Here is a 21,781-nt window from a genome sequence, read left to right on the forward strand (position 1 = left end):
AACCTGAAGCAACGAGCCTTACCGTCACTACGGCGGTAACGAAGCAGAGGACAACAGTCAGCTCCCACGGGATCCCGCTTCTGGTGGCCAAGATCACCGTCGCAATACCAACACAAATCCACAGGACCTTTGGAAGACTCACACTAGAACCCGATCCATTCCTTAGGGACAGTCACACTGAGGGTTAAGCGACAAAATGTGTGCTTTTTTGGATATGGATTCCAGGTCCTGCCTGGGCCTACGGCGGGACAGTGCTCGTTGAATCGGGATTCCCTGCCGTAGACCGGAAGGTCCACCACTTCAGGCGTTGGATGTGCTATGACAGCAGACTGTTAAACCAGCTGCATGCCAACTCAACACAGAAAGAGAAAACACAACAGGCCCCTATGCACGGCATGCGAGCACACCGCCACAAAAATGGGCACCACATCCAGCGGAAAACAGCGATGGCGCTGCACAGACTGCGGGCACACCTTCACCAACCCCAACACAGCCAAGACCAGCGCATATCGGTTTGCCATCTTCATTGACTGGATCACCAACCAGCATCCGCTCGACGCTGTCGCTGCTGCGCACAACGTCTCCAGACGCACACTCATCCGCTGGTTCACCTACTTTTGGTTCATCATCGTCCCGTGCAAACCGGACCCGTACCGCGTCTACGACCAGCTCTTTATTGACGGCACCTACTTCCACAAAAAATGCCTGCTTGTCGCTGCAACCAGCGAGCACGTCGTCGCCTGGCACTGGTGCACACGAGAAACCGCCTACGACTACGCCAAACTCTTCGACATGATCGCCGAACCCCTCGTCGTGACCACAGACGGCTCCGGTGGCGCTCACAAAGCCATCAAACAATGCTGGCCAAACGCCTCCATTCAACGCTGCCTCGTCCACGTACGCCGCGACACCATCAAAGACACCACACGCCAACCCACAATCACCGCACACAAAGCACTCCTTCGCCTCGGCAACCAGCTGACCCACATCACCACCCGTGACCAGGCAATCACCTGGGTACTTCGCCTCAACCGCTTCCAGGACCTCTACGGTGACTGGCTCAAACAACGCACCTACCGCAACCAAGTCGCCCCAGAAGAGATCCCAAAACGTATCCGCGACAACCAGCAATGGTGGTACACCCATCCCAGAGCCCGCAGAGCCTACCGCCGATTCGAGCGTCTCTACCAACAAGGCCACCTCTTCGTCTGGCTCAACCCACCACACCGCACCACGACCACGCTGAAGACCACCACAAACAGCCTGGAAGGCGGCATAAACGCACAACTAAAACACCTCGCCCGAGCCCACCGCGGCACATTTGACGAACACCAGCGAATCATCATGGACTGGTGGCTCTACCTACACACCCAACACCACGATGACCCGCTGGCGCTAGCAATCGAGCAAGACTTCGGCCACGCAGGCTACGCACACGCCCGCCAGGCACACATGCGTGAACGCGACCAAGCCAACTCACCCGACGGCCGACCGAAAGTCTACGACACCGGCATCGACACCGACTTCAACCCCTCCTGGGCCATCCGACACGGCTGGGCAGGACGCTCATAACCCCAGCACAACACCCCACAACCCACCCATCCCAACCCCTGAAAAGCACACATTTTGTCACTTAAGTCGACACGCCGAGAAAAGCACACATTTTGTCGCTTAACCCCACACTGAAGCGTAACAAGCTCGGTCTACCGAGCACCAGGTATGCAACCTGAAGCCGATGGAATAGCCTCGGCAAGATATGAAGAAAATGACCCTCTACCTGCTTAAACAAGTAGAGGGTCAGTGGAGCCGCCGGGAATTGAACCCGGGTCCTTCACCACCGCGCCAGGGCTTCTCCGTGCGCAGTTCGCGCACTGCCTCTGCTCGGCCCTCCGGATCAGGCAAACGTGTCCGGATGACGGGCCCAGTCAGTGAAAAATGTCCCTTCCGAGGCCCCACTGACAGGGCCGGAAGGCAAGCCCCCTAAGTCGACGCCAGGTACCGGGTCGGGGGCATCCCCGGCCTGACGGACACGCAGGTCGCTGAACCTTTCTAATTAGGCAGCGAGGGCGTAGTCACGCTGAGAGTTCTTCTCTGCGTTTATTGGTTGCTACGACGCTTACGGTGGTCTCTAGCCTGCACCGGCACGCTTCCCCTGGCTTAGTCGATGAAGTCGAAACCAGAATCGACCCCTCGTACTACGGGAACCGTAGAAGCACCACCCTAGCCGACGAATACGCTCCCGCGCAAGGGCCTCTATTTACGGGGTTGGGGTGATGCGCAGGAATTCGACGACGGCATCCGGGCCGGCGTCGACGGCGAGGCGTGCGGCCTTCGCCACGGATTGTGGCGTCATCTTCGGCCCGTTGGTGTCGCCGTGGAGCATGTCGGTGTCGGTGCGCCCCGGGTGCAGGGAGGTCACGCGCACGGCTCCGGCTTCCTCCAAGCGGAGGGAATCGGTGAAGCCGCGCAGGCCGAATTTGGAGGCACAGTAGGCGGAGTTGCCGTCGATACCAAAGAAGCCGGCGCCGGAATTGATGGTCAGAATGAGGCCGTTACTGCGTCGCAGCGCGGGCAAGAGCGCTTTCGTCAGCAGCATTGGTGCGATCACGTTGACTTCCATGGTGCGGCGCAGGTCGGCTTCGGAAAGGTCGGTGAGGCGGGCGGGCGTCATGACGCCTGCGGCGAGCACGAGCACGTCGAGCTCTTCAATGTTCGACGCAGCCTCCGCCACAGCGGCGCTGTCCGTCAGGTCAACCTCGAAGGGCTCCGCGCTGGGCAGTGCGCTGACAACCTCGGAGGCGTCGCGGGAGGCGCCGACGTAGATGTGGTGGTCGCGGCCGAGTTCCTCGGCGATCGCGCGGCCGATCCCGCGGGATGCCCCGGTGACGAGTGCGTGCTTCATCGTGAATCCTCCTTAGGCTTTGATGCCTTTGAACTTCCGGCCGAGGTCGCGGGCGATTTCGCGGTCCTCAGTGCGGCGTTTGATGGCTTGGCGCTTGTCGTAGTCCTGCCTACCTTGCCCCAGGCCGAGCTCCACTTTCGCGCGGCCGTCCTTGAGGTAGAGCGAGAGCGGGATGAGGGTGCGGTTGCCGTCGCGAAGCTTGCCCTGCAGGGAGTCGATTTCGCGGCGGTGCATGAGCAGCTTGCGGGTCCGGCGCGGAGGGTGGTTCGTCCAGTGCCCTTTGGAGTACTCCGGGATGTGCATGTTGCGCAGCCAGACCTCACCGTTATCGATGGTGGCGAACGCCTCGACCAGGGATACCTTGCCTTCGCGCAGCGACTTGATCTCGGTGCCGACGAGCACGATGCCGGTCTCCCAGGTGTCCAGGATGTTGTAGTCGTGGCGCGCTTTCCGGTTGGTCGCGAGGACCCCGGTGTTGCTCAGCTTTTGTTTCTTCTTCTTGCCCATAGGCGTTCCACCCTACTACTTCCGTACGTAGCTGCGCAGTGCCACCTGAGCTGCGAGGGCGCCGATGACGACGGCCCCGAGACCGACGAGCGGCATCACTGTCACGACGGCGGAGTCCGAAATGCGGGCGACAAGTTGGGAGGCGTAGAGGTCGCCGAGGATCGGGTCGACGAGCGAGCGCTTCCCTACCCACGCCAGCACGGTGGCAAGCACCGCACCGATCAGCACGGAGAGCACCGCTTCCAGCACGAATGGTGCCTGGGTGAACCAGCGGGATGCACCAACCATGCGCATAATGGCGATCTGCTCGCGGCGGTTGTACGCGGCGAGCTGGACCATGTTCACGATCAGGAACAGCGATGCCAGTGTCTGCGCCGCGGCGACGACGAAGGTCACGTTGCGGAAGGTGTCCATAGTTCCGGCGGCTTCGCGTACGGTGTCGGCCTGGTCGCTGACCATGGCAACTTGCGGCATGTCACGGATGGCGTCGATAGGTGCGATGTCGGACGGGTCCTTGAGGCGCACGTGCAGCGCGGCGGGCAGCGCGTCCGGGGAGGTTTCGCGCACGAGGTCCGGCTCGGAGTCCTGGAAGAGCTCTACGAAGCGTTCGTAGGACTGCTCGCGGGAACGGAAGGTCACCTGTTCGACGCGGTCGTCGGCTTGCAGGGTGTCGCGGACCTCGCGGCAGGCCTCGGAGGAGCAGTCGTTGTCCTCGGCGGAGATGGTCTCGTCGAGCTCCACCATGACTTCGACACGGTCGAGGTAGAGGTCCTTCGTCGCGCTCGTCGCCTGCGAGATGAGGATGCCGGCACCAACCAACACGAGCGAAAGCGCGGTGGTGATGATGAGCGCGATAGTCATGGTGAAATTGCGCCCGAGGCCGCGGAGGCCTTCGCGGAAAATGAAGTTCCAGTTCATGCTTATCCCCTCACGGTTCCGTAGACGCCGTTGGCGTCGTCGCGAACAAGTTTGCCCAGGTGCAGTTCCATGACGCGCTGGCGCATCTCGTTGACGGCGCGTGCGTTGTGGGTGGACATCACAACGGTAGTGCCAAGGCGGTTGATGCGCGCGAGTAGCGCCATGATCTCGTCGGAGGTTCCCGGGTCGAGGTTGCCCGTGGGCTCGTCGGCGAGGACGAGTGGGGGCTTATCGACGAACGCTCGCGCGATCGCGACGCGCTGCTGCTCGCCGCCTGACAGTTCGTGTGGCATACGGTTCGCCTTCGCATCCAGGCCGACCAGCTCGAGTGCTTCCGGCACGAGTTTTGCGATGCGCTGCTTCTTCTTACCAATCACCTCGAGCGCGAACGCCACGTTGTCGTAGACGTTTAGCTTGGGTAGCAGCCTGAAGTCCTGGAAGACGTAGCCGATGGACTGACGCAGCAGGTTTACGTTGCTGCCCTTTAATGCGTTGACGTGGAAGTCGTCGAAGTAGATATCCCCCGAGGTCAGGTTTTCCTCACGGATCATCAGCTGAAGCAACGTCGACTTGCCGGACCCGGACGGGCCGATGAGGAAGACGAAGTCGCCGTCGGCAATTTCGAATGAGACATCGTCGAGTGCTGGGCGTGTGGACGTCGGGTAGACCTTCGTCACGTTGGAAAAAGTGATCACCCGCTACACACTACTACTTCTTCTGTTACTCCTGTGACTGGAGTTGTCCCATGCGCCAGCGGATACCGGCCTCCAAGAAACCGTCGATGTCGCCGTCGAGCACCTTCTGCGGGTCGCCTACCTCGTAGTTCGTGCGCAGGTCCTTCACCATCTGGTACGGGTGCAGCACATAGGAGCGCATCTGGTTGCCCCAGCTGGCGTTGCCACCGGCACCGAGGGCGTCCATCTCGGCCTTTTCTTCCATGCGTTTCTTCTCCAGGAGCTTGGACTGCAGCACGTTGAGCGCGGACGCCTTGTTCTGGATCTGGGACTTCTCGTTCTGGCAGGTCACCACGATGCCGGTCGGGATGTGCGTGATGCGCACCGCCGAGTCCGTGGTGTTCACCGACTGCCCGCCGGGGCCGGAGGAGCGGTAGACGTCCACACGGATATCGGAATCCGGGATGTCGATGTGGTCGGTGTGCTCGACCACCGGCAACACCTCCACCTCAGCGAACGAGGTCTGGCGCCGCGCCTGGTTGTCGAACGGCGAGATACGCACCAGCCGGTGCGCGCCCTGCTCGACGGAGAGCTGGCCGTACATGTATTCGCCGTGCACCACGAAGGTCGCCGACTTAATCCCGGCCTCTTCCGCATACGAAATGTCGTACACATCCACCTTGTGACCGTGCTTTTCCGCCCAGCGGATGTACATACGCATGAGCATCTCGGCCCAGTCGGCAGCATCAACACCACCGGCGCCGGAACGGATGTTGACCACGGCTTCGCGTTCGTCGTACTCGCCCGACAGCATCGTCTGCACTTCCAGGGAATCGACGTCTGCTTCGACGGCGTCGAGCTCATCGTCGGCGAGCGAAGGATCGCCTTCCTCCTCGGCGAGTTCGTACATGACGGGGAGGTCGTCGATACGCGAGCGCAAGCTCGTGACTTTCTTCAGGCGTGCCTGGACGCTGGAGAGCTCCGAGGTGACCTGCTGCGCGTGGGCGGGGTCGTCCCAGAGGCTCGGGTCGCCGGCTTGCTGCTCGAGTTCTTTGATGCGCAGGGCCATTTCGTCGAGGTCCATGACTTTTTCGATGGTGGTCAACGTGGCGTCAATACGTTTGATTCGAGCGAGCGTCTCCGGTTGCATACCGTCGAAGTCTAGACGACGCTCCACAAATCGCGCGCACAGCCCCATAATGGGTACATGACTTCTTTCATTGAGCAACATCGCGACTCTGATGACGCAACACTGGCCGCCGCGCTAGTTGAGCATGCTGGCTCGCTTGCGCTGCGAATGCGGGAGGAAGGCCTTTCGACGGATTATAAGACCTCAATTTCTGACGTGGTGACGGAGGCGGACCGTGCCGCCGAACGCTTCGTCGCGGAAACGCTCGCCGAGCTGCGCCCACACGACGGCGTCCTCGGCGAAGAGGGTGCTTCCAAACATGGCGATTCCTCACGGACGTGGGTAATTGACCCGGTTGATGGCACCTTTAACTTCACGCAGGGCTCCGACTACTTCTGCTCGGCGCTCGCGCTGGTAGAGGGCGACCCCTCGGACCCTGCGCGGATCCTGATTGGCGCGGTGCACCGCCCGGCGATGAATACGACGTGGCTTGCCCACGATGGCGTCGCGACGCGCAACGGCGAGCCATTGCCCGACCTCGAGGCGGCGTCGCTGGCCTCGCAGGGCCTGGTGACGTACCTGCACCCGACGTTCATGCGCGATGACGCCATCCGGAACGCGTGGTTGCGCGCGGTGCGCGACGCGGCGACGATCCGCATGTGGGGCGCTGGCTCCGTCGACCTGTCCAATATCGCTAGTGGCCAGCTGGGTGGGTGGCTGCAGCACTCCGTCGCCGATTGGGACTGGCTGCCGGGCAAGGCGCTCATTGAGGCAGTTGGGGGCGTGGCAAAGAAGGTGCCTGCGGGCGGGGTGACCTGGTGCGTTGCCGGAAACCCACAAATTGTGTCGGACATTGAAGCTAGGCTTACTGAGCATGACGAATCTTTATGACGATGACCTCGCCCTTGCCCTCGAACTCGCAGATGCTGCCGACGCGATCACGCTCGACCGCTTCGAAGCGTCCGACCTGAAGGTGAAATCAAAGCCGGATATGACCCCGGTTTCCGACGCCGATGTTGCTGTCGAGGAGGTGTTGCGTGAGCGCCTCGCCGAGGCGCGTCCAGGCGACTCGATCGTTGGCGAAGAGTTCGGCGGAGAGACCGTCTTCGAAGGCCGCCAGTGGGTCATCGACCCGATCGACGGCACGAAGAACTTCGTTCGCGGTGTACCCGTGTGGGCGACGTTGATTTCACTGCTTGTCGACGGCCAACCAGTCTTAGGCGTCGTCTCTGCCCCAGCGCTTGCGCGCCGCTGGTACGCGGCGAAAGGCTCCGGCGCGTGGCGGACGTTTAACAAGGGCAGCCTGAAGCGCCTCGAGGTCTCCCACGTCGCCGAGCTTGCGGACGCCTCCCTGGCAATGTCTTCGCTTGAGGGCTGGAAGGCCCGTGGCCTGCAGGAGAACTTCATCGCACTCACTGAGCGCACCTGGCGCCTGCGCGGCTACGGGGACTTCTTCGGCTACTGCCTGGTGGCCGAGGGCGCCGTCGACATCGCAGCAGAACCGGAGGTATCTGTGTGGGACCTCGCAGCCCTGTCTGTCCTGGTCACGGAGGCCGGCGGCGCGTTTAGCTCACTCAACGGTGAGCCTGGACCGCACGGCGGCGACGCGATCGCCACGAACGGGCTGCTGCACGACGCCGCCCGGAAGGTAATCGGCGTCTAAGAAACTTCAAGCGCTTGAGGCCTTAGGGCAGGCGGAAGCCGTTGTCCAGCGTGGACAGCACCGCGTCCATCCGGACGGCGCCCGTCGGCGCGTGAATCACGCCCTGCAGCGGGCTGTGGCACGAGACATCGAACGGCGATGGGAGCACCCCGCCGTTCAGGATGCCGACGAGGCGGTCGCCCACCACTACGGGTGCGCCCGAATCACCCTGCATGGCGCAGGTGTGGGAGATGTTCATAGACTCCCAGTCGTGCAGCGTCACGCCGCACGTCCTGCCGGAGGCTACGCCCTGCTTACACACCACGTTGCCGGGTTTGATCGGCTTGCTACCGAGATGGTTAATGTGGACGCCGTTGTAGGAGCGTGTGACCTCCGCGTTCGAGCCCAGCTCGATCAGTGCGTAGTCGAGGTCCCGGTTGACCTCCACGATGGTGCCGGAAGGCCCGACTTGCCAGGAGTCGGCGGAGGTGACGGCGTCGCCAACTTCGCCGCAGTGCCCGGCGGTCAGCGCGTATTTGTGCCCTTTATCGTCGTAGCCCGCCACGGCGACGGTGCACATTGATTCGGTGCCGTTCGTGCGCTTCACGTAAATCGGGGTGCTGGGCCCGTAGAGGGAATTTCCCCGAGTGAGCGCTTGGTTCGAGGCCTCCGGAATCCGCGGGGCGTCGTGGAAGGAACCGGGCACGCGGTGCAGCACGTAGTCGGTCCAAGGTTTTCCGGCGAGTAGCTTCGAAGCGGCGTCGCTACGCCAGACATAGTTTGGGTCGACGTTGCCCTCGTACTCCGAGCGCACCTGCGCTGTTGCCGGTGGCGCGAACCCCACCCCTGCGACCGCGATTCCAACCCCAGCAACGAGCGCACACACTCGGCGAAGCAACATAGGCACCCTTCCACTCCGACCACAGACGTTTCTTGAGTACACAATGCCACCTTTTGCCCTAATTTGCCCCATCGGCACGGCAACCAGCACAAAAGGTGTGGGTGCGGAACTATGCTCAAGCCATGCGCCTAGAAGAAAAGTTCACGCCGTTCCTACAAAGCCTGGAAGCTCACCGCGGTGAGCTAGAGAATTTGTACAAGTGGTTCCACCAGAACCCCGAACTATCCATGCAGGAGTTTGCTACCTCCGCTCGCATTCAGGAGGAGCTGGAGGCGCTCGGCGTCGAGGTGGTGCCCGTCGGCACAACGGGGCTCGTGGGCGTCGTGCGAAACGGCGACGGCCCAACTGTCGGTTTCCGCGCCGACTTTGACGCCCTCCCAATCAAGGAAGAAACGGGGCTTGAGTACTCGGCTTCGCCGGAGCTGGGCATCATGCACGCCTGCGGCCACGACATGCACACGACCGCACTGTTGGGTGCGGTTCGCTTGCTGCAGGAAAATACCGACGCGTGGAACGGCACCTTCCTTGCCATCTTCCAGCCTGGCGAGGAGACTGGCGCCGGCGCCCAGGACATGGCCGACGCGGGGCTAGCCACGAAGGTACCTACCCCCGAGGTAGTGCTTGGCCAGCACGTGGGACCGATGCTGCCGAACTACGGCCTCGGCGCACTACCAGGGCCGGTGTTCGCTGCGTCCGAACAGACGAAGGTCACCATTTTCGGGCAGGGTGCCCACGGCTCGCAACCGCACAACGGCATCGACCCGGTGGTGATCGCGGCCAGCATTATCACTCGGCTGCAAACGATCGTTGCACGCGAAGTGGACCCGCAGGACATGGCCGTAGTCACGGTTGGCGCGGTCCACGCAGGCAACTCCGCGAACACGATCGCCGCGACGGCCGAGATTTCCGTATCCACGCGCGCGTTTACCTCCGAGCTTTCGGAGAAGCTCAATGCCTCCATCAAGCGGATCGTTCGTGCAGAGTGCGAGGCCGCTGGCACGCCAAAGCCGCCCGCGTTCGAGCGCATCGGTGGTGCACCGGAGTTCCACAACGACGAGGCGACGGCCGACACTGTCATGACCGCGTTCCGGAAGAACTTCGACGAGGTGGGCGACTTCGGCAGGCTTTCCGGCTCCGAGGACTTCCCCACGATTGGCAATGCGTTCGGCGCCCCGTACTTCTACTGGTTCTTGGGCAGTGTCAAAGATATCGACGGCGCCCCTTCGAACCACTCGCCGTACTTCGCCCCTGACCTGCAGCCGGTGCTTGACCGCAGTATCCAGGCCATCTTGGTCTCTACCTCTCCGTGGTTGATGCGAGGGTAGGCCTGCCGTACGCTTTCGTTGCATGCGTACCGTAGAGCAACAGCAACGTACACGGCTCGTCGTCCCGGATATCGCACGGGGTTTGGCGCTGCTCGGCATCGCCGTAGCCAACGCGATTTCGTACTGGCTCACTCCTTTAAGCACAACCGTGACAGGCGAGCAACCAGGCACGGCGGCTGACCAAGCCGCGACGGTCTTCGCGGCGATGTTCGTGCACGTCCGTGGCCTGCCGATGTTCTCAACGCTCCTCGGCTTCGGCTTCGGTCTGGTCGCGGCGAGTCTGGCACGCAAAGGGTACCCGGCAGGTGCTGCCCGGCGCGTGCTGGCGAAGCGCTACGGGATGCTCGCGCTCTTTGGCCTGGCACACATGTGGCTGCTGTTTAGCGGCGACATCATGTTGACCTACGGGCTTATTGGTGTGCTGATGGCGCTGTTCCTGCGGGTGCGCTCGGGGGTGCTCTACGTCATTGCTGGCATCATTCTGGGGCTGTCGTGCATTGTGTACGCGCTGGTTGCGGTGTTTTTCTATGGAACACCCCTAGACCTTGCTACGCCGGCGCCGGATGCTAGCTCCTTTGCCACGTACTTTGCTGGGAACCAAGAGTTCGCGATCTACATGTTTTTCTCGCAGCCCCTCGTGGTGATCCAGCTGGGCGCGCTTTCCCTGATTGGTTTTGCGTGGGCGCGTGACGGCGTGCTCACTGACGTGAATGAGCACGCGCGGACGCTGTGGATTTGGGTAGCGGTGGCCGTCGCTGTCATTGTTGCGATCGGCATCCCACTTGGGCTTGCACAGCTGGGTATCCTGCCTGCGTCGACAGCGGCATTTTGGTCAATTTTGAACCAGAGCTTCGGGATGCTCACCGGACCGGGCATCTTGGCTGCGTTCGCGCTGGCAACGCAGCACTGGAACCAGCAGCCACCGCGCTGGACGATGCCGTTGATCGCCCTGGGCAAGCGCTCCATGTCCGGCTACCTTCTGCAGACGTTCGTGTTGCTTCCGACCGCAGTGCTGATCGGCTACTCGTGGCTGCCGGGCCTCGGGGAGCTCCGTCCGATATTGCTCGGGACCGCGGTGTGGCTGCTGTCGGTGGCGCTCGCCGCCCTGCTTGAGCGCATGGGCAAGCAGGGCCCGTTCGAGTCGCTGCACCGCCGCCTCTCGTACGGCCCGACGCGCCGCATCGAACCATACTCAGATCCTGCGAGCGGAAAGGCCCTCCCGCAATGAGCACGCACCGAATCCAAGTAGCACCGCTTTCGGAGCTCACCTCGCTCGAGGCGTTCGAACTATTCAAGCTCCGCGTCGACGTCTTCGTCGCCGAGCAGCACTGCCCTTATCGGGAACTCGACGAGCAGGACGCGCACCCTGACACGCTGCACCTGCTCGCGTGGAACGGTGCGGTGTTGGAGGGCTGCGCCCGCGTCTTTCCCACCGCAACGGGTTCCCAGTTTGGCCGTTTCGTCGTCGCCCCGGCCGCTCGCGGCACAGGCCTGGGCGCGCAGATCGCGCGAACGGGCATCCAGCTCACCGAGCGCTGGCCGGGCGACCTGATCGTCGAGGCACAGTCTGGCCTGGTCCCCTACTACGAGCAGTTCGGCCTTGTCGCCGAGGGCGAGGAGTTCCTTGACACTGGAGTTCCGCATCGTGTGATGCGTCTTCGTCGCTCATAAATATTTTTCTAGCTTTTCCTAAGGTTTCGCGCTAGTCTCATTCTGTCAGATCATTGATTATTTGAAAGGAAGCTCCATGCGCGCGATCTCTGCAGCTCTTGGTTCTGTTCTCGTCGCAGGGCTGGCTCTGACCGGCTGCTGCTCCACGGATGAGCAAACCCCACAGGCACAGTCCGACTCCGCCATCACCATAGATAACTGTGGCACCGAGGTCACCGTTCAGGGACCGGTCCAGCGTGCGACCACGCTCGAGCAGGGCGCAACGGACACCCTGCTTCTGCTTGGCGCTAAGGACCAGATCGCTGGCTACGGTCACCAGAAGGACCTGCCACCAGCAGGCTTCTCCCTCGACGGCCTGAAGGAAATCAGCCCGTCGGTCCCGAACTCTGAGCAGCTGCGTGACGCTGACACGGACTTCATCTTCTCCCCGTTCGAGCTGAACTGGCGCGCTGACGCCGCAGGTACCCGCGAGGAGTGGGCTCGCCTGGGCGTCGCTACCTTCAACCCGAACAGTGAGTGCCCGTCCTACGGCGACAACAAGGGCAAGGATTCCTTCCAGCTGATCGCGAAGGACCTCGAGGACCTGGGCAAGCTCTTCGGCCGCGAAGAAGAGGCGAAGAAGCTCATCGAGAAGCAGAACTCCGAGCTGGAGAACGCGAAGCAGGCGCCTGAGGGCACCACGTTCATGCTGCTCTACTCCTCTGTTGGCGGTTCCCCGTACGTCGCCGGCGGCCCGTCGATCGTGACCACCATGGGCGAGCGCACCGGCATGACGAACGTATTCGCCAACCTGAATGAGGAGTGGCCACAGGTGTCGTGGGAGGCCGTCGCTGAGGCTGACCCGGACGTGATCATCCTGGCGGACCTGCCTGGCCGCGGCGAGCCTGGCGATAAGTGGGAGGAGAAGGTCGCTGACCTCGAAGCCACCCCTGGCACCAAGGAGATGAAGGCAGTCAAGAACAACATGTACATTGTGGTTCCTGGCGTCGCTACCTCGGCTTCCGCTCGTTCCTACGAAGTTGTGCAGAACATCTCGAAGGCGATTGACGACGGCCTCTTCGACGGAGCAACCAAGTAACTGTGAAGAGGACTGTCACTGTTTCAGCCATCGCGTTAGTACTGCTGGTACTCGCGATGGTTTGTTCTATTCCGATTGGCTCAAGCTCTCTGAGCTTTGCTGAGCTGCGTGGCATTTTCGATCCGGCGTTGCCCGCCCCTTCCCCACTGCGCATGTCCATCCTGACGGAACTTCGTATCCCGCGCATCCTGATGGCTGCGATGGTGGGCGGCATCCTCGCGGTCTCCGGTGTGGCGATGCAGGCCATCACGCATAATGACCTCGCCGAGCCGTACCTGCTGGGTATTTCCTCGGGCGCGTCAACAGGTGCCGTGGTGGCGATCCTGTTCTCCACCTGGCAGTACGGCATCATCGCCGGTGCCGCGGTAGGTGCGCTCGTGTCCTTCGGCATGTTGATGCTGCTGCTGCGCAATAGCGCCGCCGACGCCGCACGTGTGGTGCTGACCGGTGTGCTGATTGGGTTCCTCTTCCAGTCGCTGACTTCGCTGATCGTCACTGCGTCCGGGAACGCCGAGTCGACTCGTGGCATCATGTTCTGGCTGCTCGGCGTGCTCAGCGCCGCCCGCTGGTACACCGTGATCGCGGTGTTCATCGTCGGCACGATCGGCACGGTGGCGCTGTGGATGATGTCGCGTTACCTGGACGCGCTTTCCCTCGGTGACGCGACGGCGTCCACGATGGGTATCCCGGTTGTGGCGCTGCGCTACGCGGTGCTGGTCGCGGTGTCGCTGATGACAGCGGCTACGGTTGCATCCGTCGGCGCAATTGGATTTGTGGGCCTGATTGTTCCGCACGCGGTGCGCATGATTTCGGGCCCGCGGCACGCGAGCCTGATCCCGATTTCCGCGGTGGTCGGCGCGATTACGCTTGTGGTGGCCGACGCCATCGCCCGCGCCCTGTTCGCCCCGCAGGAACTGCCTGTCGGCGTGATCACCGCGCTCATCGGCGTCCCTGCGTTCTTCTTGATCCTGCGGAGGAAGCACTGATGTTAGAAGTCAAGAACCTCGAAACGGGCTTCCCCGGCACGACCATCCTGAGCGGCATCTCGTTTGAGCTCGACGCCCCGTCGGTCATTGGGCTCGTGGGCCCGAACGGCTGCGGCAAGTCGACGTTGCTCAAATCCATCGCCGGGGTGCACCCATTCACTGGCGATGTGCTCTTCGACGGCAAACCGCTCCGCGACTACCCTCGCACCGAGCGCGTCCACGTACTGTCCTACGTTGCGCAGCACTCTGGCGACAAGATCCCGCTGACCGTGCGCGAGGTGATCCAGCTGGGCCGCAGCGCCGGCCGCGGACCGTTCGCGCAAGCCCAGCCGGAGGACGAGGAGATTATCCTTCACGCCCTGCGTCACGCGGACCTCGAGGGCATCGTGGACCAGAAGATGTCGGAGCTCTCCGGCGGCCAGATCCAACGCGCCATGGTTGCGCGCGCGATGGCGCAGCGTTCAAAGGTGATGCTGCTGGACGAGCCGACAAACCACCTCGACCTGCATCACCAGTACAAGCTGATGAACATGCTTCGCCACCTGTCCCGTGAGCACAACACGGTGATCGTGCTGGCGATTCATGACCTGGCGCTCGCCGCTCGCTACTGTGACCGCCTCCTACTGCTGCACGATAAGCAGCTCAAGGGCAACGGTGCGCCAGACGATGTGCTTACTCCGGCGGTCCTTGAGAATGTTTTCGGAGTGAGCGGTAACCTAGACCGAGATAGCCAGGACATCCCGGTGCTGCATATTTCCCATCCGGTGTAGTGAATTTTAGGATTCCAGAAAGGTTTCAGTAGTGGCCCAGTCAGTAGATTTCCCCCATTGGACCGGGATTTTCAAGATCCTTGGGGACCAGACCCGGTTGACGCTGCTTGCTGCGATTCACCACGCCGGCCAGCACAAGCTGACCGTGACCGAGCTCGCGGAGGTCACCGAGCTTCGTATCGCAACCGCGTCCGCCGCGCTGCGCGCGATGGAGAACAACGGCACTGTGTCCTCGAAACGAGACGGCCGCAGCATCTATTACGCCATCGCGGACAATGACATCCACGAGCTGTTGCACTGGATAGGTGCGGGCCATGCCCACGAACATGGACATGGCCCGGATTCGGCCGATAGCAAGTAACTAGTACTGGCGCAGGTCGATCGGCGCCTGGCCGCGCGTCTCGGCGCGAACGACGTTCGCCGCAGCCTTGATGATGCGCATCAGGTCCTCCGTCCAGTCAGCAACACCGCGAAGCACAAAGCCAGGAACTTCGGTCTCTGTGACCGAAGCGCTCGCAGTGCCCTTGCCCTCCAGGGAGTTGCGCACTGCATCCCGGACCTTCTCCAGCAGCTCCGGCGTCATGTTCGGGTCGATGCAGATCGCCGTTGCGAAGTGGGTGTGCTGCCCCAGGAAGGACTCCTTCACGTCGTTGAAGAGTTCCTTCGTCGGCTCGATGCGCACGTTGTCCACGACGGCCAGCTTGCCGTCGACACGAACGACGTTACGCAGGTGCGCCTGCTCGTACAGGAACTGGCGACCATCCGGCGACCAGCCCGGCGTGACGATGTCCGACATGAACAGCTGCGACTCCGCGTCCATGTTGACGGTAATTTGCTGGCGGAAGTCCGCCTCCCGGTACAGGATCAGCTGATCCGGGATGTACTCCATCACGGCGTTGCCGTGCAGGGTGAACTCCACGTTCTGTACAACGTAGTCGTCCGGGGTGCGGTACACCTTCGCCGCGGACTGGTCAGTCAAAAGCACGGACGCGTCCGGCTCTACTTCGACTTCCATCCGGTACACGTCCCCACCAACGTATCCCCCACCGGGGTTCGCGATGGTGTAGTAGACCTGCCCGGAATCATCCAGGTAGTGCGGGCGGATGATCTTGAACGCACCCTCGTGGTACTGCCGTTTCGCTACGGACTTAGTACCGCCAATGCCGATACCAAGCTCCAGTACACCAGTTTCCTCATGCGGCGGTTCGTGAGTGAAGACCGCGCTTGACTCGCCCCACATCAAGCTACGCCTTGGTGTCGAGATCTTGCATAAGCACATCTCGACGAATCCACTCGATGACCTGGTCAAGGCCCTCGTCGGTCTTGAGGTTGGTCAGCACGAACGGCTTGTCACCGCGGAACTTCTTCGAGTCGTCGGCCATGACCTGCAGGTCCGCGCCAACGTACGGAGCGAGGTCCGTCTTGTTAATCACGAACAGGTCGGACTTGATCATGCCCTGGCCTGCCTTGCGCGGAATCTTCTCGCCCTGCGCAACGTCGATGATGTAAATCGAGAAGTCGACGAGCTCCGGGGAGAATGTCGCGGACAGGTTGTCGCCGCCGGACTCCATGAACACCAGCTCCAGGTCCGGGTGGCGGTTCAGAAGCTCCTCGTAGGCGGCCTCGTTCATCGAGGTGTCTTCGCGAATAGCGGTGTGCGGGCAGCCACCGGTCTCAACACCAATGATGCGGTCCTCCGGCAGCACGCCGTCGCGAGCCAGGATGCGGGCATCCTCGGTGGTGTAAATGTCGTTGGTAATCGCGGCCATGGAGATCTCTCCCTCCAGGGCGCGCGTAATACGCTCAATGAGCTGCGTCTTGCCGGAGCCGACAGGGCCACCGACGCCAATCTTGATTACTGACATACTTCTATCTTCCTTCCAAGTTTTAAGACATAAACATTCGCGAGTGCAGGAACTCGTGTTCCATCTGCGCAATTTCCATATCCGGCGCCGCCACACCCAAGTCGTGGATCGTGTGCTCCATGGTCACCGCGGCGTAACGCGACACCCAGTCATACACGCCAACCAGCAGACGCTGGCCCGCGTCCTGGCCGAGCGGGATCGCGCGGATCGCGTTCTGCACCATCGAAGTCGCAAGCTGCATGAGGTACGCCTCGACAGCGGTGTACTCCTCCACGCCAGCCGCGCCGAGCACCAGCCCGAACGCAATGCCGGGGTTGCCCTTGTACTCACGGACCGCAAGCCCGCGGTCGTACTCGGTGACGAGCGCATCGTTGGCGTCGACAATCTTGGCAACCTTCGACATGCGCCGACCCATCGACTGCATCGCGGCGCGCAGCTCCTTCGGCGTCTGCGTCGCATGCACCAGGGCATCGAGCTCAGCGAGCTTTTCGACGCGCTCCGCCTCCGACAGGCCAGACTGCTGCAGCTCGATGGCGAACCTGGCCGCCAGGGCGTCATTAAACGTGGCCTGGTACAGGTAGCCGCGCAGCCACGTCGCGAACGTGTCGGCGTCGCGGATGACGTCACGCTGCAGGTACGTTTCCATGCCCGCGGAGTGCGCAAAGCCACCAGTTGGCAGGGCGGAGTCGGTGAGGTGCCAGACGACGAGCTGGCTGCGATTAGTGGGTGTGCTCTGCATGACGGAACGCCTTTGGCATCACGTATTCACCGCGGTGGTAGGACACACCGGTGTGCTGGATATGGTGCTCGACGGTGTGGTCGTACCGCACAACCATAACGTCCTTGTCGAATGCATTCTCGCCTGCGGCGAAGAACTGTGCCTGGAGGTGGCGGTTACCGAGCGCGTGCGCAACCTCGAGCGCCTCGCGGATCGTTGCAGGTTCGATCACCAGGACATCGGAAGCCGCGATTTTCGCGACGATCAGCTTGTCCCCCTCGCGGGCAAGAATGTCACCGTCGACGAACTCGCGGAAGTCGTTGTCGAGACGGATGCCGAGCTCGGTGCCTTGCTCGGTGGTCAGGCGCTGAATGCGCTTGACGCGGGATTCGTTGTCGAACACGACGTAGTCGCAGTTCGACGCATCAATACCCTCGGTTGTATTCACGTTGCCGAGAATCTCAGTAACGATCATTTTACGATAAGTACCTTTCAATAGTTTTTGTCGCAGAAAGAGAAAAAGCGAGCGTAGGCAGCGTCTGCTGCCCCCGCTCGCTTCTGCTACACGTCCACCTTAGAACAGGAAGTAGCGCTGTGCCATAGCCAGTTCTTCAGCTGGCTCGGAGTGGATTTCCTCACCGTTGACGGTCAGCACGTAGGTCTCCGGATCGACCTTGATGTCAGGCGTCTCGGAGTTGTACTTCATGTCTGCCTTGGAGAGGTTGCGGATGCCCTTCGCCTCAACAAACCTGCGGTTCGTGTTCAGCTGATCCGGCACGCCGGCCTCGAATGCGGCCGTCGGCAGGAAGGTGACGCTGGTGCGACGAACTGCATCGCCGTATGCCGCGTAGGAGTAACGCATCGTACGTGGCTGTGGCGTCGGAATGGATGCGTTGGAGTCACCCATCTCTGCGCGTGCAACGTAGCCGGACTTGAGCACGAGCAGCGGCTTGACGCCGAAGTGTGCCGGCTCCCAGACCACCAGGTCAGCAAGCTTGCCCTCTTCAACGGAACCGACTGCGTGCGCGATACCGTGAGCGATCGCTGGGTTGATGGTGTACTTGGACACGTAACGCTTGATGCGCTCGTTGTCGTTGCCCTCGGAGTCACCCTCGAGCGGACCACGCTGCTGCTTCATACGGTCAGCGACCTGCCAGGTGCGCAGCACGACCTCGCCGACGCGGCCCATTGCCTGGGAGTCGGAGGAGGTGATGGAGAGGATGCCCATGTCGTGCAGGACGTCCTCCGCCGCGATGGTCTCCTTGCGGATACGGGAGTCTGCGAACGCCACGTCCTCCGGAAGATCCGGGTTCAGGTGGTGGCAGACCATGATCATGTCAAGGTGCTCTTCCAGCGTGTTGTGGGTGTACGGCAGCGTCGGGTTGGTCGACGCTGGCAGCACGTTGGAGTGGCCAGCCAGCTCAATGATGTCCGGCGCGTGACCGCCGCCAGCACCCTCGGTGTGGAAGGTGTGGATGACGCGGCCGTCAATTGCCTTGATGGTGTTGTCCACGAAGCCACCCTCGTTGAGGGTGTCGGTGTGGATCGCGATCTGGACGTCCATCTCGTCCGCGACCTTGAGCGCGTTGTCGATGGTGTTCGCGGTTGCGCCCCAGTCCTCGTGAATCTTCAGGCCGATAGCGCCGGCCTTGATCTGCTCACGCAGCGGGTTGAGCGCGGACGCGTGGCCCTTGCCCAGGAATCCAACGTTGACCGGGAAGTCAACCGAAGCCTCGATCATGTGCTTGATGTTGGTCGCACCAGCGGAGACGGTGGTTGCGTTGGTGGAATCAACCGGGCCAACGCCGCCACCGATGAGCGTGGTGGTGCCGTTGTCCAGCGCAGCCAGGACCTGCTCTGGGGAAATGAAGTGAATGTGGGTATCCACTGCACCAGCGGTGACGATCTTGCCCTCGCCGCCGATGACCTCGGTTGCGACGCCGACAACGATGTCGATGCCGTCCTGGATATCTGGGTTACCTGCACGGCCGATCTTGAGGATCTTGCCGTCCTTGATGCCGATGTCAGCAACGTAGATACCGGTGTAGTCAATAATGATCGGGCCGGTAATGACGAGGTCCGGAATCAGTTCTTCACCAGTAACACGGGAGTTCTGACCCATGCCGTCGCGGATAACCTTGCCGCCACCGAAGTTGACTTCTTCGCCTGGCTTCAGCAGGTTCTTCTCAACGCGTGCGATCAGCGAGGTGTCCGCGAGGCGGACGCCGTCACCGGTGTGTGGGCCGTAAAGCTCGGCGTACTGACGCCTATCCATCTCAAATGCCATTTTGTTCCCTTCCTTAAAGGTTTCGTAATCCGTTTACTTGACTGGGCCGTTGACCTGGCCGTTGAAGCCGTGAACTTCGCGCTTGCCGCCGAAGTCGATCAGCTCAACAGTGCGGGAATCGCCTGGCTCGAGACGGGCTGCGGTGCCCGACGGGATGTCGAGGCGCTTGCCCATCCCAGCTTCACGGTCGAACTCGAGGGCGCTGTTTGCCTCTGCGAAGTGGAAGTGGGAACCGACCTGGATCGGGCGGTCGCCGGTGTTCTTCACCTCAAGCGTGATTGGCTCGCTGCCTTCGTTCAGGATGACCTTGCCTTCAGTGATGAAGTACTCGCCTGGAATCATGGATAGTCTCCTTTTATCGGATTGGGTTGTGGACAGTGACAAGCTTGGTGCCGTCAGGGAAGGTTGCCTCAACCTGAACGTCAGAGATCATCTCTGGAACGCCTTCCATGACATCGTCACGGGTAAGCACCTGGATGCCCTCGGACATCAGCTGCGCTACCGTCTTGCCATCGCGGGCGCCTTCCATGAGGTAATCCGTGATGAGGGCTACCGACTCTGGGTAGTTCAGCTTCACGCCGCGTTCCTTGCGGCGACGTGCCACATCAGCAGCAACCACGATGAGCAGCTTTTCCTGTTCGCGTTGGGTCAGCTTCATTTCTTCTCCTTGCTCGTTGACGATTGATATTCGATTATTTGCCGACGCCCCGTCTGTGCCTTTCGGAACAGACGGGGTTCAGTTTTCACTCATTGTGTGAAATTTTTTCGGTTCGCCCCGAACCTACTCCGAATTAGTGGTGATGGTGATGCTTCTTCGGGTTATCCGAGGCTTCTTCCGGTGAGTGTCCGGGCGCTAATCCCTCTCTGACGAGTTGTTCATCGAGCGAATGGTCGGGATTCTCGTGGTCCGGTTTCATCTTCGATTTTGAAAACATTGTGAACATCCCATTTTGATATGCCACTGTACCCAAAATCAGGAAGATACCGATGATCTGCAGTACCGATGGGATCTCGCCGAACAGCGGGGCCGCAATGATAACGGAGGTCACCGGCGAAAGCAGCAGGATACCTGCGGACAGGGTTGGGTCGAGCCAGACCGTGCCGTACTGGACGAAGGTCCACGCCAACGCCTGGCCGAGGATAACCAAGCAGATCAGGTTGAACCAGTTCCATGCAGTCAGTGGGTCGCCGACTGTGGTCTCCGGGTCAACCAATGGGAGCTGACCGTCGATCAAGACGCCATTGACGAAGTCGAAGCCGCCACGCGGGGAGATGAAGAGCGCAACAATGGTAGGCGCAACAGCCTGCGCTGCCATCGTGTACATCATCGGCTGGACGTAGAGGTCCTTACGTGCGGAGGTACCAGCCTTGCGGGAGAGGTAGAGGTAGAACGAGTAGCACACGCCGGAGGTCAAACCGAAGATGGTGCCCAGCGTCGCGGTCTTGATGCCGTAAATGCTCTCCGGGCCGCCGGATGCTTCCGCCGCCTCAAATACGCCACCGGTCAACAGCACACCGACGGCCATGATCGGAACAAGAATCAGGAACACTGGCGGAATCTTGTACTTATCAAAGATTGCCGTAAGCATCGGCACGATAATGACCTGCAGATTCAGCAGAATCGCGGCAACACCAGCGCCTACGTAGAAAATGGAGTAGTTCCAGCATGTGAAGTCCACGCCCAAGAAGAGACCCGAGGCAATGGAGAGCATGATGCCCTTCTTGCTCAGGGATTCTTTCTTGCGGATTTCCATAACACCGAACGGGATCAACACGAGGCAACCGAGCACAACGCGCAGGAAGGCCTGCGTGGCGGGATCCATGTTTGTGGCCTTTACCCACAACGGGGTACCGGCAAGGAATGCTGTACCAAGGGCAAGGAACAACACTGCCTTGCCGTGGCTCACTGGTTTGATTGGCGGACCCTTGATGTCCGCTGCCGTAGTGGCGCTAGAAGTATTTGACATGCCAAACACAATACATTCCGAAACACATTTCAGAATTCCCTAAGGCACTATTTGCATAACTTTCAAACTATTGCATATATAATCCCCCTCCGAGCGACTTTATAAAAGCCCCTTTCATATTTTTATACATTTCGACTACCCCCGCATTGGGGTGTGTTTAAACAGTACAAATGTACTGTCAGCTGCAGATTTCCCAAAAATGTCCCGAAAATTGGGCCAAAAATAGAAACCCTCTACCCCTTTATTGAATATCCGAGATTCGATGGTTCGATTGAATTACATACTGTTGTTTTTTCATTATTTTATAAATCAACATTCAAAAGTTTCCTGGGAGCTTTTAAGGTCCAACTTTCAACCTTTCCCGGTTCGCCTGGTCCCATACCCCTCCCCGACCGCACTGTTAACATATTGCAGGTCAGATATAGGGAGGCGGAAAGCAGA

The 21,781-nt window shown here is 61.0% G+C and carries 23 protein-coding genes, 1 other RNA gene and 2 pseudogenes; 11 read left to right on the forward strand and 15 right to left on the reverse strand.

From position 1 onward, the window contains the following. Nucleotides 1–345: 345 nt before the first annotated feature. Nucleotides 346–1,572, forward strand: a complete 1,227-nt coding sequence (locus tag BJP05_RS07500) for an IS1249 family transposase (RefSeq protein WP_084028535.1) — start codon at nt 346–348, stop codon at nt 1,570–1,572. A 226-nt stretch (nt 1,573–1,798) separates the two neighbouring features. Here BJP05_RS07500 and ssrA read toward each other — a convergent pair. From ssrA to prfB, 6 genes are all read right to left on the reverse strand, one after another. After that, nucleotides 1,799–2,190, reverse strand: a transfer-messenger RNA (tmRNA) gene (ssrA, locus tag BJP05_RS07505). A 67-nt stretch (nt 2,191–2,257) separates the two neighbouring features. Then, nucleotides 2,258–2,902: an SDR family oxidoreductase gene (locus BJP05_RS07510; RefSeq protein ID WP_070362876.1), complete on the reverse strand. Its 645-nt coding sequence runs from the start codon at nt 2,900–2,902 to the stop codon at nt 2,258–2,260. A 12-nt stretch (nt 2,903–2,914) separates the two neighbouring features. Then, complete coding sequence (gene smpB, locus BJP05_RS07515; RefSeq protein ID WP_070362877.1) at nt 2,915–3,409, reverse strand: SsrA-binding protein SmpB; 495 nt, start codon at nt 3,407–3,409, stop codon at nt 2,915–2,917. A gap of 15 nt (nt 3,410–3,424) precedes the next feature. Further along, nucleotides 3,425–4,327, reverse strand: coding sequence for a permease-like cell division protein FtsX (gene ftsX / locus BJP05_RS07520; protein ID WP_070362878.1), 903 nt, complete (start codon nt 4,325–4,327; stop codon nt 3,425–3,427). Between the two features lie 2 nt (nt 4,328–4,329). Continuing rightward, complete coding sequence (ftsE, locus tag BJP05_RS07525) at nt 4,330–5,022, reverse strand: cell division ATP-binding protein FtsE (protein ID WP_070362879.1); 693 nt, start codon at nt 5,020–5,022, stop codon at nt 4,330–4,332. Between the two features lie 25 nt (nt 5,023–5,047). Then, the gene (gene prfB, locus BJP05_RS07530) at nt 5,048–6,151 is read right to left on the reverse strand and encodes a peptide chain release factor 2 (protein WP_070363561.1); all 1,104 of its coding nucleotides are present in this window, start codon (nt 6,149–6,151) and stop codon (nt 5,048–5,050) included. Between the two features lie 147 nt (nt 6,152–6,298). On the opposite strand from prfB, the pseudogene BJP05_RS07535 reads away from it, so the two are divergent. The 3 genes and pseudogenes from BJP05_RS07535 to hisN all read left to right on the forward strand — a co-directional run. Beyond that, nucleotides 6,299–6,874, forward strand: a pseudogene (locus BJP05_RS07535) (inositol monophosphatase); the annotation flags it as partial. 59 nt (nt 6,875–6,933) lie between these two features. Then, a pseudogene (locus BJP05_RS11590) lies at nt 6,934–6,987 on the forward strand (hypothetical protein); the annotation flags it as partial. A gap of 17 nt (nt 6,988–7,004) precedes the next feature. After that, nucleotides 7,005–7,793 (forward strand): histidinol-phosphatase, encoded by a 789-nt coding sequence (hisN, locus tag BJP05_RS07540; protein ID WP_070362881.1) that lies wholly within the window; start codon nt 7,005–7,007, stop codon nt 7,791–7,793. A gap of 22 nt (nt 7,794–7,815) precedes the next feature. Here the strand turns inward: hisN and BJP05_RS07545 are convergent, their stop codons facing one another. Then, entirely contained in the window at nt 7,816–8,673 is an 858-nt protein-coding gene (locus BJP05_RS07545; RefSeq protein ID WP_240492730.1) for a S1 family peptidase, read from the reverse strand. 122 nt (nt 8,674–8,795) lie between these two features. Here BJP05_RS07545 and BJP05_RS07550 point away from each other — a divergent pair, with 122 nt between their 5' ends. The 7 genes from BJP05_RS07550 (at nt 8,796) to BJP05_RS07580 (ending at nt 14,864) form a co-directional block, all read left to right on the forward strand. Then, a complete protein-coding gene (locus BJP05_RS07550) occupies nt 8,796–9,998 on the forward strand; it encodes an amidohydrolase (RefSeq protein ID WP_070362882.1) in 1,203 nt (400 codons plus the stop codon). Nucleotides 9,999–10,020: 22 nt separating this feature from the next. Further along, complete coding sequence (locus BJP05_RS07555; protein WP_070362883.1) at nt 10,021–11,226, forward strand: DUF418 domain-containing protein; 1,206 nt, start codon at nt 10,021–10,023, stop codon at nt 11,224–11,226. Continuing rightward, nucleotides 11,223–11,669 (forward strand): GNAT family N-acetyltransferase, encoded by a 447-nt coding sequence (locus BJP05_RS07560; protein ID WP_070362884.1) that lies wholly within the window; start codon nt 11,223–11,225, stop codon nt 11,667–11,669. Before BJP05_RS07555 ends, BJP05_RS07560 begins: the two co-directional genes overlap by 4 nt. A 76-nt stretch (nt 11,670–11,745) precedes the next feature. Next, nucleotides 11,746–12,747, forward strand: a complete 1,002-nt coding sequence (locus BJP05_RS07565; protein WP_070362885.1) for an ABC transporter substrate-binding protein — start codon at nt 11,746–11,748, stop codon at nt 12,745–12,747. 2 nt (nt 12,748–12,749) lie between these two features. Further along, the gene (locus tag BJP05_RS07570) at nt 12,750–13,733 is read left to right on the forward strand and encodes an iron ABC transporter permease (protein ID WP_070362886.1); all 984 of its coding nucleotides are present in this window, start codon (nt 12,750–12,752) and stop codon (nt 13,731–13,733) included. Beyond that, a complete protein-coding gene (locus BJP05_RS07575; RefSeq protein WP_070362887.1) occupies nt 13,733–14,503 on the forward strand; it encodes an ABC transporter ATP-binding protein in 771 nt (256 codons plus the stop codon). The genes BJP05_RS07570 and BJP05_RS07575 overlap by 1 nt, the downstream gene beginning before the upstream one ends. A gap of 31 nt (nt 14,504–14,534) precedes the next feature. Continuing rightward, nucleotides 14,535–14,864, forward strand: a complete 330-nt coding sequence (locus BJP05_RS07580) for a helix-turn-helix transcriptional regulator (RefSeq protein ID WP_070362888.1) — start codon at nt 14,535–14,537, stop codon at nt 14,862–14,864. Here the strand turns inward: BJP05_RS07580 and BJP05_RS07585 are convergent, their stop codons facing one another. The 8 genes from BJP05_RS07585 to BJP05_RS07620 form a co-directional block, all read right to left on the reverse strand. Beyond that, a complete protein-coding gene (locus BJP05_RS07585; protein WP_070362889.1) occupies nt 14,865–15,743 on the reverse strand; it encodes an urease accessory protein UreD in 879 nt (292 codons plus the stop codon). Nucleotides 15,744–15,747: 4 nt separating this feature from the next. After that, the gene (gene ureG / locus BJP05_RS07590) at nt 15,748–16,368 is read right to left on the reverse strand and encodes an urease accessory protein UreG (protein ID WP_070362890.1); all 621 of its coding nucleotides are present in this window, start codon (nt 16,366–16,368) and stop codon (nt 15,748–15,750) included. 22 nt (nt 16,369–16,390) lie between these two features. Continuing rightward, on the reverse strand, nt 16,391–17,107 hold the full coding sequence (locus BJP05_RS07595) for an urease accessory protein UreF (protein WP_070362891.1): 717 nt from the start codon (nt 17,105–17,107) through the stop codon (nt 16,391–16,393). Then, nucleotides 17,088–17,561, reverse strand: coding sequence for an urease accessory protein UreE (locus tag BJP05_RS07600; RefSeq protein WP_070362892.1), 474 nt, complete (start codon nt 17,559–17,561; stop codon nt 17,088–17,090). The genes BJP05_RS07595 and BJP05_RS07600 overlap by 20 nt, the downstream gene beginning before the upstream one ends. Before the next feature lie 99 nt (nt 17,562–17,660). Then, nucleotides 17,661–19,373, reverse strand: a complete 1,713-nt coding sequence (gene ureC, locus BJP05_RS07605) for an urease subunit alpha (RefSeq protein ID WP_070362893.1) — start codon at nt 19,371–19,373, stop codon at nt 17,661–17,663. Between the two features lie 33 nt (nt 19,374–19,406). Further along, entirely contained in the window at nt 19,407–19,715 is a 309-nt protein-coding gene (locus BJP05_RS07610; protein ID WP_070362894.1) for an urease subunit beta, read from the reverse strand. Between the two features lie 13 nt (nt 19,716–19,728). Then, nucleotides 19,729–20,031 (reverse strand): urease subunit gamma, encoded by a 303-nt coding sequence (locus BJP05_RS07615; RefSeq protein ID WP_070362895.1) that lies wholly within the window; start codon nt 20,029–20,031, stop codon nt 19,729–19,731. Between the two features lie 133 nt (nt 20,032–20,164). Continuing rightward, nucleotides 20,165–21,340 (reverse strand): DMT family transporter, encoded by a 1,176-nt coding sequence (locus BJP05_RS07620; RefSeq protein WP_070362896.1) that lies wholly within the window; start codon nt 21,338–21,340, stop codon nt 20,165–20,167. Nucleotides 21,341–21,781: the final 441 nt, after the last annotated feature.

This window comes from Corynebacterium sp. NML98-0116, assembly GCF_001767255.1.
Taxonomy (GTDB): domain Bacteria; phylum Actinomycetota; class Actinomycetes; order Mycobacteriales; family Mycobacteriaceae; genus Corynebacterium; species Corynebacterium pseudogenitalium.